Source organism: Stenotrophomonas sp. 3diitr2024 (genome assembly GCF_042136455.1).
In the GTDB taxonomy this organism is placed as follows: Bacteria; Pseudomonadota; Gammaproteobacteria; order Xanthomonadales; family Xanthomonadaceae; genus Stenotrophomonas; species Stenotrophomonas sepilia.
In genome coordinates this window covers 1-14,798 of record NZ_JBHHMJ010000660.1, presented here as the reverse complement: position 1 = coordinate 14,798, position 14,798 = coordinate 1, and the positions used below count along the sequence as shown (strand labels likewise).

Sequence of the window (14,798 nt, the reverse complement as noted above, 5' to 3'; positions counted from 1 at the left end):
CAGATCCCTTTTGCCAAGGCAAAAGGGATCTGACCCCAAGACCCATTGCTCAGCCCGCGCAGCGCGCGCAGAGACCGTGCACTTCCAGCGTCTGTGCCTGCGGCTGGAAGCCCAGTTCCTTGGCCCGCTTCTCCAGCTGGCTGACGATCTCGCGGTCTTCCAGCTCCACTGCGCTGTGGCAGCTGTTGCAGATCAGGAACGGCACCGAATGGGCGGCGCTGCTGGGATGGTGGCAGGCCACGAAGGCATTCACCGACTCCAGCTTGTGCACAAAGCCATTGGCCATCAGGAAATCCAGCGCGCGGTACACGGTGGGCGGGGCATCAGCGCCCACGCCCTTGCCGTTGCGCACCCATTCCAGCAGCTCGTAGGCCTTGACCGGCTTGCCGGCCTCGGCGATCAGCTTCAGCACGTTGGCGCGGATCGGGGTCAGGCGCAGCCCGCGTTCGCGCGAGACACGCTCGACCACCGCCACGAAATCCGATGCGTCGTGGACGTGGTGGTGCGGGGCGGTACAGGCAGTGGCGGTCTTGGCGGGCATGCGTGTTCTCCGGTTCGGGCCTGGCAAGGATGCCTCAGGCCGTTGCTACCTTGGTGATGGCCACATCAATGCGTTTCAAGGCCTGTTCGCGGCCGGCCAGGTACACGGTATGGGAAATGTCAGGGCTGACCTGGGTGCCGGTGATGGCCACGCGCAGCGGCTGGGCGACCTTGCCCATGCCGATCTCCAGCGCTGCGGCCGCGTCATGCAGGGCCACCCCCACCGACTCGGCGGTCCATTCCGGCAGCGCGGCCAGCAGCTCGCGGGCCTTGCCCAGCGCCACCTCGGCACCGGCCTTGAAGTGTTTGGCCACCGCCGCTTCATCGTACTCGGTCAGCGGCTGGTACCAGACCACGGCCTTCTCGGCCATTTCCTTCAGGGTCTGCACGCGTTCACGCAGGGCGATCACCACATCCTCCGGAGCCGGGCCGGCGGCCACGTCCAGCCCCAGCTTCTGCAGCTGGTAGACCAGGTGCGGCACGATCGCGGCCACGTCCTCGGTCTTCAGGAAGTGCTGGTTGACCCAGCCCAGCTTGGCCATGTCCAGGCGCGAGGCCTTGGAATTGCAATCCTTCACGTCGAACAGGTCGATCAGTTCCTGGCGGCTGAACAGCTCCTGGTCACCATGCGACCAGCCCAGGCGGGCCAGGTAGCTCAGCAGCGCATCGGGCAGGTAGCCGGCGTCCTTGTACTGCATCACGTCAGCCGCACCGGTGCGCTTGGACAGCTTGGCGCCCTGCTCGTCCAGGATCATCGGCATGTGGCCGAACCTGGGCACCGGCGCGCCGATGCCTTCATACAGGTTGATCTGGCGCGGGGTGTTGTTGATGTGGTCGTCGCCGCGGATGACCTCGGTGATGCCCATGTCCCAGTCGTCCACCACCACCGCGAAGTTGTAGGTGGGGTAGCCGTCCGGGCGGAAGATGACCATGTCATCCAGCTCGCTGTTGGCGATCTCGATGCGGCCCTTGATCAGGTCATCGAACACCACCGTGCCTTCCAGCGGGTTCTTGAAGCGGATGACGCGGTTCGGGTCGTCCCGGTAGGGCAGGCCCAGATCGCGCGCAGCGCCGTTGTAGCGCGGCTTTTCCTGCCTGGCCATGGCGGCCTCGCGCATGGCATCCAGCTCCTCGCGGGTCTCGTAGGCGTAGTAAGCCTTGCCCTCGGCGATCAGCTGCTCGGCCACTTCCTGGTAACGGGCGACGCGGTCGGTCTGGTAGATCGGGCCTTCGTCGTAGTCCAGGCCCAGCCACTCCATCGCCTCCAGGATGGCGTCGATTGCGCCCTGGGTGCTGCGTTCGCGGTCGGTGTCCTCGATGCGCAGCACGAACTCACCGCCGCGGTGACGGGCCTCCAGCCAGCAGTACAGCGCGGTGCGGGCACCACCGATGTGCAGGTAGCCAGTGGGACTGGGGGCGAAGCGGGTGCGGCAGGTCATGGACGGCTCGAGGAACGGGAATCCCCCGATTTTACCAGCCCACCGCCCCCGACGGAAAAAGGGGACGGAGGGGATTAAGTCGCGATTGCCCAGCCCTGGGGTGCTGCAACCGGGAAGCGGAGGGGAGATGCGACTTAATCCCCTCCGTCCCCTTTTACGGTTCTGCCTTTCGCGGGAAGGACGGCTCGCGCATTGCGGCGTTGTAGGCGAACGAAGCGACGATGGCCGCGGCCTGCTTCAGGTCTTCCGGTTCGGCGTGGTCCCAGGTGTCCAGGTGGCTGTGGTGGACGTTGGTGAAGTAGTCCAGCCGGTCCTGGATGAACTGGAAGCCCGGCAGGCCGATGCGATCGAAGCTGATGTGGTCGGTACTGCCGGTGTTGCGGGTGGCCACGGTGGTGGCGCCCACGTCATGGAACGGCGCCAGCCAGGCTTCGAAGATCGGCATCGCCGCCAGGTTTTCCTGCGCGTAGATGCCACGGAAGCGGCCCGAGCCGTTGTCCATGTTGAAGTAAACCTGGAACTTGCTGTAATCGCGGGTCTTCTGCAGTGCACCGGTCGGCTCGCGCAGCGACGCCGGCAGCGCCTTCTGCGCCGCGTCAGTGGGTTCGGGGAAGCGACCGAAATGCTTGGCGACGTAGGCCTGCGAGCCGATCAGGCCCTGCTCCTCGCCGCTCCACAGCGCCACGCGGATGGTGCGCTTGGGCTTGGCGCCGGTGGCCTTGAGGATGCGCATCGCCTCCATCATCACCGCCACGCCGGCCGCGTTGTCGGCCGCACCGGTGCCGCTGTGCCACGAATCCAGGTGCGCACCGATCATCACCACTTCATCGGGCTTGCTGCTGCCGCGGATCTCGGCCAGCGTGTTGTAGCCGGGCTGGTCGGCCTCGTCGGTGAAGCGCGCCGCTACAGCCACGCGCAGGCGCACCGTCTGCTTGGCCTGAAGCGCCCGCACCAGCGGATTGAAGTGTTCGCTGATCATCGCCAGTTCCGGGATGCCCACCGGCTCACCGGCCTTGCGCGAACCGCCGCCGGCAACGCGGATGATGCCGTTGTCCCAGCTGCTGATGCTGATCGAGGCCAGCGCGCCCTCTTCGACGAAGAACGCATTGACCTTGGCCGCCAGCTGCTGGCGCTCCTGGTACTCGTTGACCCGCTTGGTGCGCTCGGCGGTAGCATCCTTGTCCTTGGGCAGGGTGAACTCCTGCAGGCCCTCGAGCGAGGTCGCGTCGTGGCGGTGCGAATCGGGCTCGGTGCCCCGCTTGTATTCGCGTGCCTCGCCCAGCAGGAGGATCTTGCCACGCAGCTTGCCGCGGTACTTCTCGATGTCTTCGGGCTTCTTGATGTCGACCTGCACCAGCTCGCCTTCGACCGGGCCCTTCGTACCGGGGGTCCAGGCCTTGGGGAGCGCATGCAGCGGCTGCACGCGGTCACCCAGCATTTCCACGCTCGCCGAGGTGAATTCCCAGCCACGGCCGAAATCATCGAAGGCCTCGTCGTGGACGTTGTCCAGCTTCCATTCGTTGAACTTGCCGCGGGTCCACGCATTGGCGCGGCCCATCGCCGGCGAATTGCTCAGGCGCGGGCCGATGCGCTCGGTGAGATAGCTGAAGGTGTCCATCACCTGCGAACGGTGGAACGCCTCCTGACGGATGCGGCTGACCATGTCCAGGTCCACCGTCTCGCGCTGCTGTGCCGCTGCATTGCCACCCATCGCCAGCGCTACGGCCAGCACGCCCCACTTCAACACATCGCACCCCTGCCCTTCGGCTCGATCATCAACCCATCGAGTCTAGCCAGCCGGGGCGCGGCGATACCGTCCCATCGGTCATGGGCGGCGCGGAAGCGTGCGAACCGAGGTTCGCACCCACAGGAGAGTGGTTGGTTCGCACCCACAGCAGAGTCTTGGTTCGTACCCGCAAAAGCCGAATCACCCGCTCCATCCCAACCACAACTGCGCCCGCTCCGGCAGCAACAGCAACCAGTGCCGCCGGTCGACGCTGCTGCAGCCGTACACCGCCGCGTGTGCCGGCCAGTCATCCGGAAGGCCGCCGATGCCGATCTCGGCCAATGCCTCCGCGCCGGCCTTCCATGGCCGATAGCGCGGCACCCGCCCGGCCACCGCGCGCGTCCCTGCCGCGCCCCCTGCAGCCAACGCAATCCCTGCCCCTGCAATCCTTCGCAGGTCACCGCCGCCAGCTGGAAGCGGACCAGACCGGGGGCGATCCGCGCCCCCGGCAGGGCCGCCAGCACGCCATGTGCCTGCAGCAGCGCATCCACTTCCAGCAGGGCCGGAATGCCCTGCCGTGCCCGTTGCCGCAATCCCCGGCGCCAGCCCATGGCGTGCTCCTTACTTCAGGTCCGCGCCGAGCGCGTACCAGTCGACCCGGCGGGTCACCCACATCGCAAGCGCCAGGATCACGAACAGCAGCAGCGACCCCATCAGCAGTGCGTTGTTCTCCGACACCAGCAGGCCATACAGCGCGCCGTACAGCACGGTCAGCAGGGCCGCGAAGCCGAGGCCGCGCTTCCAATGGCCCAGCACGTTGGCCAGGTACACCGCCTGCAGGCCGATGCAGGCCACCGCCGAGACCAGGTAGGCCTTCCAGAACGCGATGTGTTCGGACAGGCTGATCAGCAGCAGGAAGAAGATCGCCAGCGCCAGGCCGACCATGAGGTACTGCAGCGGGTGGATGCGTAGCGACTTGATCAGCTCGAACAGGATGAAGCCGACGAAGGTCAGCAGCACGAACAGCACCCCGTACTTGGACGCACGGTCGGCCTGGGTGTAGGTATCGACCGGATCGACCAGCGACACCGTCACCGCCTGCGAGTCGACCGAACCTTCATTGCGCAGCTGCCGCTGTGCGTCGGAGGCCAGCGAGGACACCGCCCAGCGCGCGTCGAATCCCTGTGCATCAACGCGCCGCTCGTTGGGCAGGAACGCACCGCTGAACGACGGATGCGGCCAGCTCGAACGCAGCGCGATGTGGGTGTCATCGCCTACCGGCACCACCGACAGCATGCGGCTGCCATCCAGGCGCAGCTCCAGTTCAACGGTGCTGGCCGCCAGCGTGCCGCCCTGATCCGCAGCGAAACCGGCCACCGGCGCATGCAGGCCACGGCCGACTTCGCTGGCCACGCCGACGCCCGGCAGCAGGCGCAGCTGCTTGCCATCCACGCGCAGGTTCGGTGTACCGACCAGGCCGCGCACATCGGAAATTCCCACCGCCACATACGGCTGGCCATACGTGCGCCCTGCCTTCACCGGATAATCGTCAGCGGCGAAGCTCGCCTTCATCTGGCCGTTCCAGCTGTACACCGGCACCTTGAACAGGCCGACTTCGCGCTGGCTCGGCAGCATCTCACCGCCCACGTCCAGCGACGCCGGCATCTGCAGCCAGTGCCCCTCGGTGACCTGCACCTCGGTCTTCTTGACGCCCAGCGGGTCAACCAGTTCAACCTGCTTGCGTTCCACCCACGGCACCACCCGCACCGGGCCCACCAGCTGCTGCGTGCCGGCACGGCTGTCGGCCACCCGCGCAAAGGCCTCGTCGCGGTACTGGCTGCGCTCGGTGATCACCCCGCGGATCATCATCAGCGGCACCAGCAACAACAGGATCAGCCCGCCGACAATGGCGAACCGCAGCAGCATCTTCAGGGATTTCATGGTCCATCCTCGTTGGAGAGGGCTGCAGGATGGACCGCTGCGGTGAGCAGGGTTTGTGGCGAATTTGAAGCGAGTGTGAAGTCAGCGGCGCGGGCGCTGGCCCGCTGCACCCAACGGCAGCCACAGGCTGGCCACCGTGCCACCGCCATCGCGGGCGTCGAGGCTGGCGCGTCCGTCATGCAGGCGAGCCACTTCCTGCACGAACGGCAGGCCCAGGCCGGAACTGCGCCGGCCGCTGCCGGGGCGGGCCAGCGAATAGAAGCGTTCGAACACCCGTTCGCGCGCGTAGTCGGGAATGCCGGCACCGCGATCCGCTACCTGCAGGCGCACGCTCGGCCCGTCCACCTCGGCCTGCAGCGCGATGTCCGCGCCGGGCGGTGAGAAGGCAATGGCGTTGTCGATCAGGTTGTGCAACGCCTGCCGCAGCAGATAGGCATCACCCTGCACGCGCATGTCGGGCACGCTGCCGATGCGCACCTGCACGCCGGCCGCCTGCGCGCGCACCTGCGCGGCCGCCGCTGCGTCGGCCAGCAAGGTTGGCAGCGCGATCGGATCGCGGGTCTGCAGCCAGCCGTGCTGTTCCACTTCGGCCAGCGCCAGCAGCTTGTCGATCGTCTCGGTCAGCCGCTCCTGCTGATCGACGATGCTGCGTGCGAAATGCACGCGGTCGGCTTCCGGCAGCGGCTCCTGCAGCAGCTCGGCGGCACCGCGGATCGCCGCCAACGGACTCTTCATTTCATGCGTCAGCGACTGGACGTACTGCTCGACGTAGGCCTTGCCCTCGAGCTTGCGGCGCATCGTTTCCAGTGCCTGGCCCAGGTCGCCGATCTCGTCGCGGCGACGCCGCGGCGGTGGCACCGGTTCGCCGGCGCTGACCGCCCGTGCATAGCGGCTGAGCTGGCCAAGGCCCGTGGTGAGCCACATCGTCACCAGCACGCCGACCAGCGCCGACAATCCGATCAGCCAGGCGCCGCGCTCGATGATGGCGCGCTGGCTGGCCGCAATGAACGGATCGATGCTGCGGTTGGGCTGGGCCAGGCTGAGCACGCCGATCAGGGTGCGGCCATCGGCCGGGTCGTATACCGGCGCCGCCACATGCATCACCGTATCGCCTTCTTCGCCTGGCACTTCCGGGCTGGAGCGGGCACCGTACTCGCCACGCAGGGTGCGGTAGACATCGTTCCAGCGCGAATTGTCACGCCCCAGGTCGCGGCCCAGCGAGTCGTAAATGACGATGCCCTTGGCATCGGTGATGGTCACCCGGTAGTCCAGTGAGCGCTTGGGAAAGCGCCAGACCATCGCCTTCAGGTCACGCTGCCGCGCCTTGGCCAGGTTGCGGGTGAAGCTGCCGCTGCGGATGGTGCCGTCCTTGACATCGGCCGCCGCCATCTCGGCCAGCACGTTGGCGGCATCGACCAGGGTCGATTCCATCGCCTGGCGCACACCCGGCTTCACTTCGTTGACGAACACGCGCATCACGAAGAACGCGGCGATGCCGGTGATCAGGAAGAAGCCGAGGAACAGCTTCAGGACCAAGCGCATCGGCTAGACCTCCAGCGCGTAGCCGAGGCCACGGTGGGTGCGGATCGGGTCGTCGCTGGCACCGGCTGCGCGCAGCTTGGCGCGCAACGTCTTTACATGGGTGTCGACGGTGCGGTCGGCACTGTCGGCGCTGCTGTCCCAGCCGCGATCCATCAACTGGGCACGACTGAGGATGGCACCCGGCCGCTGCAGCAACGCTTCCAGCAACGCGTACTCGTAGCGGGTCAGGTCCAGCGCGTGGCCGCGGAAGCGGATGCGCCGGCCTTCGCGGTCGATGGCGAAGGCACCATGTTCCTGCCAGCCCGCATCGGCGCCGGGGGCTGCCGCGACCGGCGCGGCGCGACGCAGGCGCGCACGCACCCGCGCCACCAGCTCACGCGGCGAGAACGGCTTGGTCATATAATCGTCGGCGCCCAGTTCCAGGCCCAGCACGCGGTCCACTTCATCGTTGCGGGCGGTCAGGAAGATCACCGGCAGCTGGGCCGCCGGCCCGGGCTGCGCGCGCAGCCGCCGGCACACCTCGAAACCGCCCAGGTCGGGCAGGCCCACGTCCAGCACCACCACGTCGATATCCCCGGCCTGCAGGCGCTTCAGGGCCTCGCCACCGAGCAGGCAGTGGCTGGCGGCATAGCCCTCGCTGCGAAGCGCATAAAGCACGGTTTCGGCGATGGCGGCTTCGTCCTCGACGACCAGGACATGGGCAACAGGAGCTGTCATGGCGCGCAGCATAGCCGCTGCGGCCGCCGCCCCGTACACTGCCGCCCATGAACTATCGCCACGCCTTCCATGCCGGCAACCACGCCGATGTGCTCAAGCACATCGTGCAGCTGGCCCTGATCGACAGCTTCAAGCGCAAGGACAGCCCATTCTTCGTGCTCGACACCCACGGCGGTGCCGGCCGCTACCTGCTGGCCAGCGAAGAGAGCCGCAAGACCCTGGAGGCCGAGTCCGGGATCATGCGGCTGATGGCCCAGCCCAAGCTGCCGGAGGTGGTCGAGCGCTACCTGAAGGCGGTGCAGGCCGACAATCCGGTGGGCGCGTTGACCAACTACCCGGGCTCGCCGCTGCTGAGCGCACAGGCGATGCGCGCGCAGGACCGCATGGCGGTCTGTGAGCTGCAGGAAGCCGAAACGGCCACGCTGAAGGCCCTGTTCGCCCATGACAGCCGCGTCGACGTTCGGGCGGGCGATGGCTATGCCCTGCTGCGTTCGCTGCTGCCGCCGAAGTTCAACGGCAGCAAGATCGGCCGCGGCCTGGTGCTGATCGACCCGCCCTACGAAGCCCAGGATGCGGAGTACCAGGCGGTGCTGGCCGCCCTGGCCGAAACCCTGGCACGCTGGCCGCAGGCCACCTGTGCGGTCTGGTTCCCGATCAAGCAGCGCCGCACCATCCTGCACTTCCTGCGCAAGGCCACCGCCCTGCCGGTGAAATCGGCGATGACGATCGAGTTCCTGGTGCGCCCCGACGACTCGCCGCTGCGCCTCAACGGCAGCGGCATGCTGCTGCTCAACCCGCCGTGGCAGTTCGACCGCGTGGTCGGTCCGGCCCTGCCGGCGCTGCGCCAGCACCTGGGCGAACCCGGGGCCAGCACCCGCCTGGACTGGCTCAAAGCCCCCGAATAACGGCCTTCACGAGGCTGTACCGCCGTGAGCCTTTCGTTCACGGAACGCAGCCCCGGTGATGCCACAATCGATGGACCACCAAGGAATCACCCGGTATGGCCACTCGCAACCGCATGCCGCCCTGGCATGAGATCTTCAAGGCTCCCAGCGGCCACGAGCTGCTGATCCGCCCCATCCGCCCGGAAGATGGCGCACCGCTGCAAGCGGCATTCAGCCTGTTCGGGCCGGAAGAAATCCGTGATCGTTTCCTGCAGGCGGTGACCGAGCTGTCGCCGGAAACCACCCAGCGTCTGACCCACCCCAACCCGAAGACCGAGATCACCCTGGTCGCAGCCGAGTCCCTGCCCGCGGGCGAAGCGGTGGTCGGCGCGGTCGCCCGGGCCTCGATCATCCCCGGCACCCGTGAAGCCGAGTACGCGATCCTGATCAGCCGCTTCCTGATCGGCCAAGGCCTGGGACGGCAGCTGATGCGCAAGCTGGTGAAGTGGGGCCGTGGCAAGTACCTGGACCGCCTGTACGGCGACGTTGCCGCCGAGAACGAACCGATGAAGCAGCTGGCCGCGTCGCTGGGCTTCAAGCCGGTGCCGCACCCGACCGGAGCCGAAGGCCTGGTCCGGATGGTGCTGGAGCTGGACAACTGACGGATGCGCCGGGCCCTGCCCGGCCACGTCTCCCGGTAGTGCCGGCCGCTGGCCGGCATTCCGCTGCCCCAACGGCAGATGAGGCTGCCGGCAACGGGCCGGCACGATGCACCGGGACCAGATCGGGCTTCTGCTAAAATCCGGGGTCCATGTCGCGTACCTCATACCCCGCCCCGCCGCTGCCGCGCGCCGGCCAGCTCCGCGCCTGGTGGCGCGCCCCCGCCTCGCCCACCGCACTGGCCTGGTACCTGGCCCAGGCATCGCGCGTGCACGACGCTCCGCTGCTGGTGATCGCCCGTGACAACCACGGCGCAAACCAGCTTGAAGCCGATCTGCAGACCCTGCTCGGCGGTGACCCGGCCCTGCCGGTGGTCGCCTTCCCGGACTGGGAAACCCTGCCCTACGACCGCTTCAGCCCGCATCCGGACATCATCTCGCAGCGCCTGGCTGCCCTGCACCGCCTGCCCACGCTGAAGCGTGGCCTGGTGATCGTGCCGGTGCAGACCCTGCTGCAGCAGCTGGCCCCGCGCAGCTACGTCATTGGTGGCAGCTTCGACCTGAAGGTCGGCCAGCGCCTGGATCTGGAAGCCGAGAAGCGCCGCCTGGAAAGCGCCGGCTACCGCAACGTGCCGCAGGTGATGGACCCGGGTGACTTCGCCGTGCGCGGCGGCCTGCTCGACGTGTTCCCGATGGGCGCCGACGAGCCGCTGCGGGTGGAACTGCTGGACGAGGACATCGATTCGATCCGTGCCTTCGATCCGGAAAGCCAGCGTTCGCTGGACAAGGTCGAGGCGGTGCACATGCTGCCGGGCCGCGAAGTGCCCATGGACGAGGCCAGCATCGCCCGCGTGCTGTCCACGCTGCGCGAGCGCTTCGATGTCGATACCCGGCGCAGCGCGCTGTACCAGGACCTGAAATCCGGGCTGGCCCCGGCCGGCGTCGAGTACTACCTGCCGCTGTTCTTCGAGCGCACCGCAACCCTGTTCGACTACCTGCCCAGCGGCAGCCTGCCGGTGGTCTGTGCCGGTGCCGGCGAAGCCGCCGAGGCGTTCTGGGCGCAGACCGGCGAGCGTTATGAGCAGCGCCGCCACGATGTGGAACGGCCGCTGCTGCCGCCGTCGGCGCTGTACCTGTCGCCGGAGCTGCTGCGCGAGCGCCTGAACGATGCCCCGCGCATCGAGGTATGGGCCGCCGACCACGCACGCATCGCCGACGCGCACGCGCTGGGCGACCAGCCGCTGCCCCCGCTGCCGGTGGCCGCACGCGAAGCCCCCGCCGGCGATGCGCTGAAATCCTTCCTCGGCCATTATCCGGGCCGGGTACTGATCGCCGCCGATTCGCCCGGCCGCCGCGAGGCACTGCTGGAAGTGCTGCAGGCCGCCGAGCTGAAGCCGCCGGTGGTGGCCGACCTGCCCAGCTTCCTCGCTAGCGATGCGCGCTTCGCGATCGCGGTGGCGCCGCTGGAAGATGGCTTCGCGCTGGACGACCCGCGCATCGCGGTGCTGACCGAGCGCCAGCTGTTCCCCGAGCGCGCCGGCAGCACCCGCCGCACGCGCCGTGCCGGCCGCGAGCCGGAGGCGATCATCCGCGACCTCGGCGAGCTGACCGAGGGTGCGCCGATCGTGCACGAGGACCATGGCGTCGGCCGCTACCGTGGCCTGATCGCGATGGACGTCGGCGGCATGCCCGGCGAGTTCCTCGACATCGAATATGCCAAGGGCGACCGCCTGTATGTACCGGTCGCCCAGCTGCACCTGATCAGCCGCTACTCCGGTGCTTCGGCGGAAACCGCACCGCTGCATTCGCTCGGTGGCGAGCAGTGGAGCAAGGCCAAGCGCAAGGCCGCCGAGAAGGTGCGCGATGTCGCCGCCGAACTGCTGGAAATCCAGGCCCGCCGGCAGGCGCGTGCCGGCCTGGCACTGCAGGTCGACCGCGCGATGTACGAGCCGTTCGCCGCCGGTTTCCCGTTCGAGGAAACCCCCGACCAGCTGGCTGCGATCGATGCCACCCTGCGCGACCTGGCCAGCAGCCAGCCGATGGACCGCGTGGTCTGCGGCGACGTCGGCTTCGGCAAGACCGAGGTGGCGGTGCGCGCTGCATTTGCTGCGGCCAGTGCCGGCAAGCAGGTGGCGGTGCTGGTGCCGACCACGCTGCTGGCCGAGCAGCATTACCGCAACTTCCGCGACCGTTTCGCCGATTACCCGCTGAAGGTCGAAGTGCTGTCGCGCTTCAAGACCAGCAAGGAAATCAAGGCCGAACTGGAGAAGGTGGCCGCTGGCACCATCGACGTCATCGTCGGCACCCATCGCCTGCTGCAGCCTGACGTGAAGTTCAAGGACCTGGGCATGGTCATCGTCGACGAGGAGCAGCGATTCGGCGTGCGCCAGAAGGAGGCGCTGAAGGCGCTGCGCGCCAACGTACACCTGCTGACGCTGACCGCCACGCCGATCCCGCGCACGCTCAACATGGCCATGGCCGGCCTGCGCGATCTGTCGATCATCGCCACGCCGCCGCCGAACCGGCTGGCGGTGCAGACCTTCATCACCCAGTGGGACAACGCGCTGCTGCGCGAAGCCTTCCAGCGCGAGCTCGCGCGCGGTGGCCAGCTGTACTTCCTGCACAACGATGTGGAGAGCATCGGCCGCATGCAGCGCGAGCTGTCCGAGCTGGTGCCGGAGGCACGCATCGGCATCGCCCACGGGCAGATGCCCGAGCGCGAACTGGAAAAGGTGATGCTGGATTTCCAGAAGCAGCGTTTCAACGTGCTGCTGTCGACCACGATCATCGAATCGGGCATCGACATCCCCAACGCCAACACCATCATCATCAACCGTGCCGACCGTTTCGGCCTGGCCCAGCTGCACCAGCTGCGTGGCCGCGTGGGCCGTTCGCACCACCGTGCCTACGCCTACCTGATCACCCCCGACCGTCGCGCGATCACCCCCGACGCCGAGAAGCGCCTGGAAGCGATCGCCTCGATGGACGAGCTGGGCGCCGGCTTCACCCTGGCCACCCACGATCTGGAAATCCGCGGCGCCGGTGAACTGCTGGGCGAGGACCAGAGCGGGCAGATGGCCGAGGTCGGCTTCAGCCTGTATACCGAGCTGCTGGAACGCGCGGTACGCAGCATCAAGCAGGGCAAGCTGCCCGACCTGGATGCCGGTGAAGAAGTGCGCGGCGCCGAGGTCGAGCTGCATGTGCCGGCACTGATCCCGGAAGACTATCTGCCGGACGTGCACACCCGCCTGACCCTGTACAAGCGCATTTCAAGCGCGCGCGACAGCGATGCACTCCGCGAACTGCAGGTGGAGATGATCGACCGCTTCGGCCTGCTGCCGGATGCAGCCAAGCACCTGTTCGCCATCGCCGAGCTGAAGCTGAAAGCCAATACGCTGGGCATCCGCAAGCTCGACCTGGGCGAGAACGGCGGCCGCATCGTGTTCGAGTCCAAGCCGAACATCGATCCGATGGCGGTGATCCAGCTGATCCAGAAACAACCGAACCTCTATGCCATGGAAGGGCCCGACAAGCTGCGCATCAAGCACCCGCTGCCGTTGCCGGAAGACCGCTTCAATGCGGCCCGCGCCCTTCTGACCACCCTCGCCCCGGGTTGATCACCCCCCGAACACCCCGCACCGGCCCCCACCCGGTGCGGGCGGATGACCATGTTCCCTGACGCCGTACCCGCCCCCGACCTGCTGCACGCGCAGGCCTGCCTGATCGATGCCCTCGCGATGTCGCTGCAGATGCGCGACGCCTACACCCGCCACCACTGCGACCGCGTTGGCCTGCTCGCGCAGTGTCTGGCCACGCACTGCGATCTTGATGACGAGGCCCGTGCGCAGATCGGCCTGGCCGCGCGCTTCCATGACATCGGCAAGATCGGCATACCCGATGATGTGCTGCTGGCACCCCGCCGGCATACCGATGAGGAGCGCGCGATCATGCGCGAGCATCCGGTACGCGGCGAACACATCTTCCTGGCCACCGGCCGCAGCGACGCCTTGCCGGTGGCGCGGCTGATCCGCGCCCATCACGAGGCCTTCGATGGCAGCGGCTACCCCGATGGGCTGCGCGGCGAATCCATCCCGCTGGGTGCGCGCATCGTCACCATCGCCGATGCCTACGATGCGATGACCAGCGTGCGCCCGTATCGCAATGCGATGGAGCATGAGGCCGCATTGCGGATCATCGACGAGCAGGCCGGCGGGCTGGTGGATCCGTACGTGCTGCAACGCTTCCATCGCATGCTGGAGCGGGAACCGGCGCTGGCCTGAGATCTTCCCGACGGTGAAACGACCCGCCGGTAGAGTCGACTGTTAGTTGTGTAAACCCACCACGTTGTTCAGCGGGATTCTGGAAATAGGCGGCTGGCTGCCGATCCCCATGTGGGGTCGGTGCCAGTTGTAGTGATGCAGCCATTCAGGTAGCACGGCATCGCGTTGCTCTGACGAAGCGTACTCGCAGGCGTAGGCCCATTCGCGCAAGCTGGTCTGGATGAAGCGCTCGGCCTTACCGTTGGTTCGCGGGGTGTAGGGCTTGGTCCGATAGTGCTTCATGCCCAACGAGGCGACGAGTCGAGCGAAGACGCCGGAGCGATAGCAGGCGCCGTTGTCAGTCAGGACACGCTGGAAGGTGACCCCCAGCGTCTTGTAGTACGCCAAAGCGGCCAGCAGCGCTTGGCAGGCCGTTGGGCCCTTTTCATCGGTGTGAACGCTGCTGAAGGCGACTCGGGAGTGGTCATCAATGGCCACATGGACATAGCCCCAGCCACCGCCGCCAGCATTGCCACGCCGATTCGGATCGACCCGGTGTCCGGGTCGGTGGAAGTTGCCGAGTTTCTTGATATCCAAGTGCAGCAAGCCGCCCGGGCTGTCGTACTCATACCGGACCGCCTTCTTCGGTGGGTCCAGAAGGCACAGGCGATTGAGTCCTCGTCGGCGCATCAGTCGTGAAATGGTGCTGTGAGCCACACCCAGTGCCTTGGAAATGGTCAGGTAGGTTTGCCGTTGACGTCGACGCTGGACGATCTGCTCTACCAGTGCCTCGGGGGTGCCATGGGGGCTGCGGCTGGGCCGAGAGCTGCGGTTCTGCAGCCCAATCAGGCCCTCGGCTCGATATCGGGCCAGCCACTTGTAAGCCGTGCGTACACTCACCCCGCAAGCCTGGGCGGCCTCTTCTGGCCGAAGGCCTTGCTCAGTGATGCGGCGGACAAGAAGTTCTCGACTAAACGGCGTCAAACGGGCATTTTTATGATGGTTCATCCGGGCTCTTTGGGGACTGGATAGGTGTGGTAACCACCATTTTCCAAAGATGCCCCGGATGAACAACCTACCGAGAGATCACA

Annotated in this window: 11 protein-coding genes and 1 pseudogene; 4 read left to right on the top strand and 8 right to left on the bottom strand. The window is 67.3% G+C overall.

Annotated elements, in window-relative coordinates; genetic code table 11:
- Nucleotides 1–49: 49 nt before the first annotated feature.
- The 7 genes and pseudogenes from ABGA94_RS16975 to creB form a co-directional block, all read right to left on the bottom strand.
- Nucleotides 50–541, bottom strand: a complete 492-nt coding sequence (locus tag ABGA94_RS16975; RefSeq protein WP_005415799.1) for a Fur family transcriptional regulator — start codon at nucleotides 539–541, stop codon at nucleotides 50–52.
- Between the two features lie 34 nt (nucleotides 542–575).
- Nucleotides 576–1,979 carry a glutamate--tRNA ligase gene (gltX, locus tag ABGA94_RS16970; RefSeq protein ID WP_005415798.1) on the bottom strand — a complete coding sequence of 468 codons (1,404 nt, stop codon included), beginning with the start codon at nucleotides 1,977–1,979 and terminating at the stop codon, nucleotides 576–578.
- A 154-nt stretch (nucleotides 1,980–2,133) separates the two neighbouring features.
- Nucleotides 2,134–3,726, bottom strand: a complete 1,593-nt coding sequence (locus ABGA94_RS16965; RefSeq protein ID WP_375367831.1) for a M20/M25/M40 family metallo-hydrolase — start codon at nucleotides 3,724–3,726, stop codon at nucleotides 2,134–2,136.
- 180 nt (nucleotides 3,727–3,906) lie between these two features.
- Nucleotides 3,907–4,316: pseudogene (locus ABGA94_RS16960) on the bottom strand (hypothetical protein).
- 10 nt (nucleotides 4,317–4,326) lie between these two features.
- Nucleotides 4,327–5,646, bottom strand: coding sequence for a cell envelope integrity protein CreD (gene creD, locus ABGA94_RS16955; protein WP_072166849.1), 1,320 nt, complete (start codon nucleotides 5,644–5,646; stop codon nucleotides 4,327–4,329).
- An 81-nt stretch (nucleotides 5,647–5,727) separates the two neighbouring features.
- Nucleotides 5,728–7,188 carry a two-component system sensor histidine kinase CreC gene (creC, locus tag ABGA94_RS16950; RefSeq protein ID WP_197598494.1) on the bottom strand — a complete coding sequence of 487 codons (1,461 nt, stop codon included), beginning with the start codon at nucleotides 7,186–7,188 and terminating at the stop codon, nucleotides 5,728–5,730.
- 3 nt (nucleotides 7,189–7,191) lie between these two features.
- Nucleotides 7,192–7,917: a two-component system response regulator CreB gene (gene creB, locus ABGA94_RS16945; protein WP_072166850.1), complete on the bottom strand. Its 726-nt coding sequence runs from the start codon at nucleotides 7,915–7,917 to the stop codon at nucleotides 7,192–7,194.
- 35 nt (nucleotides 7,918–7,952) lie between these two features.
- Here creB and ABGA94_RS16940 point away from each other — a divergent pair, with 35 nt between their 5' ends.
- The 4 genes from ABGA94_RS16940 (at nucleotide 7,953) to ABGA94_RS16925 (ending at nucleotide 13,728) form a co-directional block, all read left to right on the top strand.
- Nucleotides 7,953–8,810: a 23S rRNA (adenine(2030)-N(6))-methyltransferase RlmJ gene (locus ABGA94_RS16940; RefSeq protein ID WP_024958156.1), complete on the top strand. Its 858-nt coding sequence runs from the start codon at nucleotides 7,953–7,955 to the stop codon at nucleotides 8,808–8,810.
- 95 nt (nucleotides 8,811–8,905) lie between these two features.
- Nucleotides 8,906–9,451, top strand: coding sequence for a GNAT family N-acetyltransferase (locus tag ABGA94_RS16935; protein WP_004150340.1), 546 nt, complete (start codon nucleotides 8,906–8,908; stop codon nucleotides 9,449–9,451).
- 149 nt (nucleotides 9,452–9,600) lie between these two features.
- Nucleotides 9,601–13,065 (top strand): transcription-repair coupling factor, encoded by a 3,465-nt coding sequence (mfd, locus tag ABGA94_RS16930; RefSeq protein WP_005415791.1) that lies wholly within the window; start codon nucleotides 9,601–9,603, stop codon nucleotides 13,063–13,065.
- Nucleotides 13,066–13,110: 45 nt separating this feature from the next.
- Entirely contained in the window at nucleotides 13,111–13,728 is a 618-nt protein-coding gene (locus tag ABGA94_RS16925) for an HD-GYP domain-containing protein (RefSeq protein ID WP_005415790.1), read from the top strand.
- 42 nt (nucleotides 13,729–13,770) lie between these two features.
- Here ABGA94_RS16925 and ABGA94_RS16920 read toward each other — a convergent pair whose 3' ends face one another.
- On the bottom strand, nucleotides 13,771–14,715 hold the full coding sequence (locus ABGA94_RS16920) for an IS481-like element ISStma12 family transposase (RefSeq protein WP_053497396.1): 945 nt from the start codon (nucleotides 14,713–14,715) through the stop codon (nucleotides 13,771–13,773).
- Nucleotides 14,716–14,798: the final 83 nt, after the last annotated feature.

Coding starts and splice junctions, on each gene's coding strand:
- creC (WP_197598494.1), bottom strand. CDS start 7,188: ATGCGCTTGGTCCTGAAGCTGTTCCTCGGCTTCTTCCTGATCACCGGC.
- ABGA94_RS16920 (WP_053497396.1), bottom strand. CDS start 14,715: ATGAACCATCATAAAAATGCCCGTTTGACGCCGTTTAGTCGAGAACTT.
- creB (WP_072166850.1), bottom strand. CDS start 7,917: ATGCTGCGCGCCATGACAGCTCCTGTTGCCCATGTCCTGGTCGTCGAG.
- mfd (WP_005415791.1), top strand. CDS start 9,601: ATGTCGCGTACCTCATACCCCGCCCCGCCGCTGCCGCGCGCCGGCCAG.
- ABGA94_RS16975 (WP_005415799.1), bottom strand. CDS start 541: ATGCCCGCCAAGACCGCCACTGCCTGTACCGCCCCGCACCACCACGTC.
- ABGA94_RS16940 (WP_024958156.1), top strand. CDS start 7,953: ATGAACTATCGCCACGCCTTCCATGCCGGCAACCACGCCGATGTGCTC.
- ABGA94_RS16925 (WP_005415790.1), top strand. CDS start 13,111: ATGACCATGTTCCCTGACGCCGTACCCGCCCCCGACCTGCTGCACGCG.
- creD (WP_072166849.1), bottom strand. CDS start 5,646: ATGAAATCCCTGAAGATGCTGCTGCGGTTCGCCATTGTCGGCGGGCTG.
- gltX (WP_005415798.1), bottom strand. CDS start 1,979: ATGACCTGCCGCACCCGCTTCGCCCCCAGTCCCACTGGCTACCTGCAC.
- ABGA94_RS16935 (WP_004150340.1), top strand. CDS start 8,906: ATGGCCACTCGCAACCGCATGCCGCCCTGGCATGAGATCTTCAAGGCT.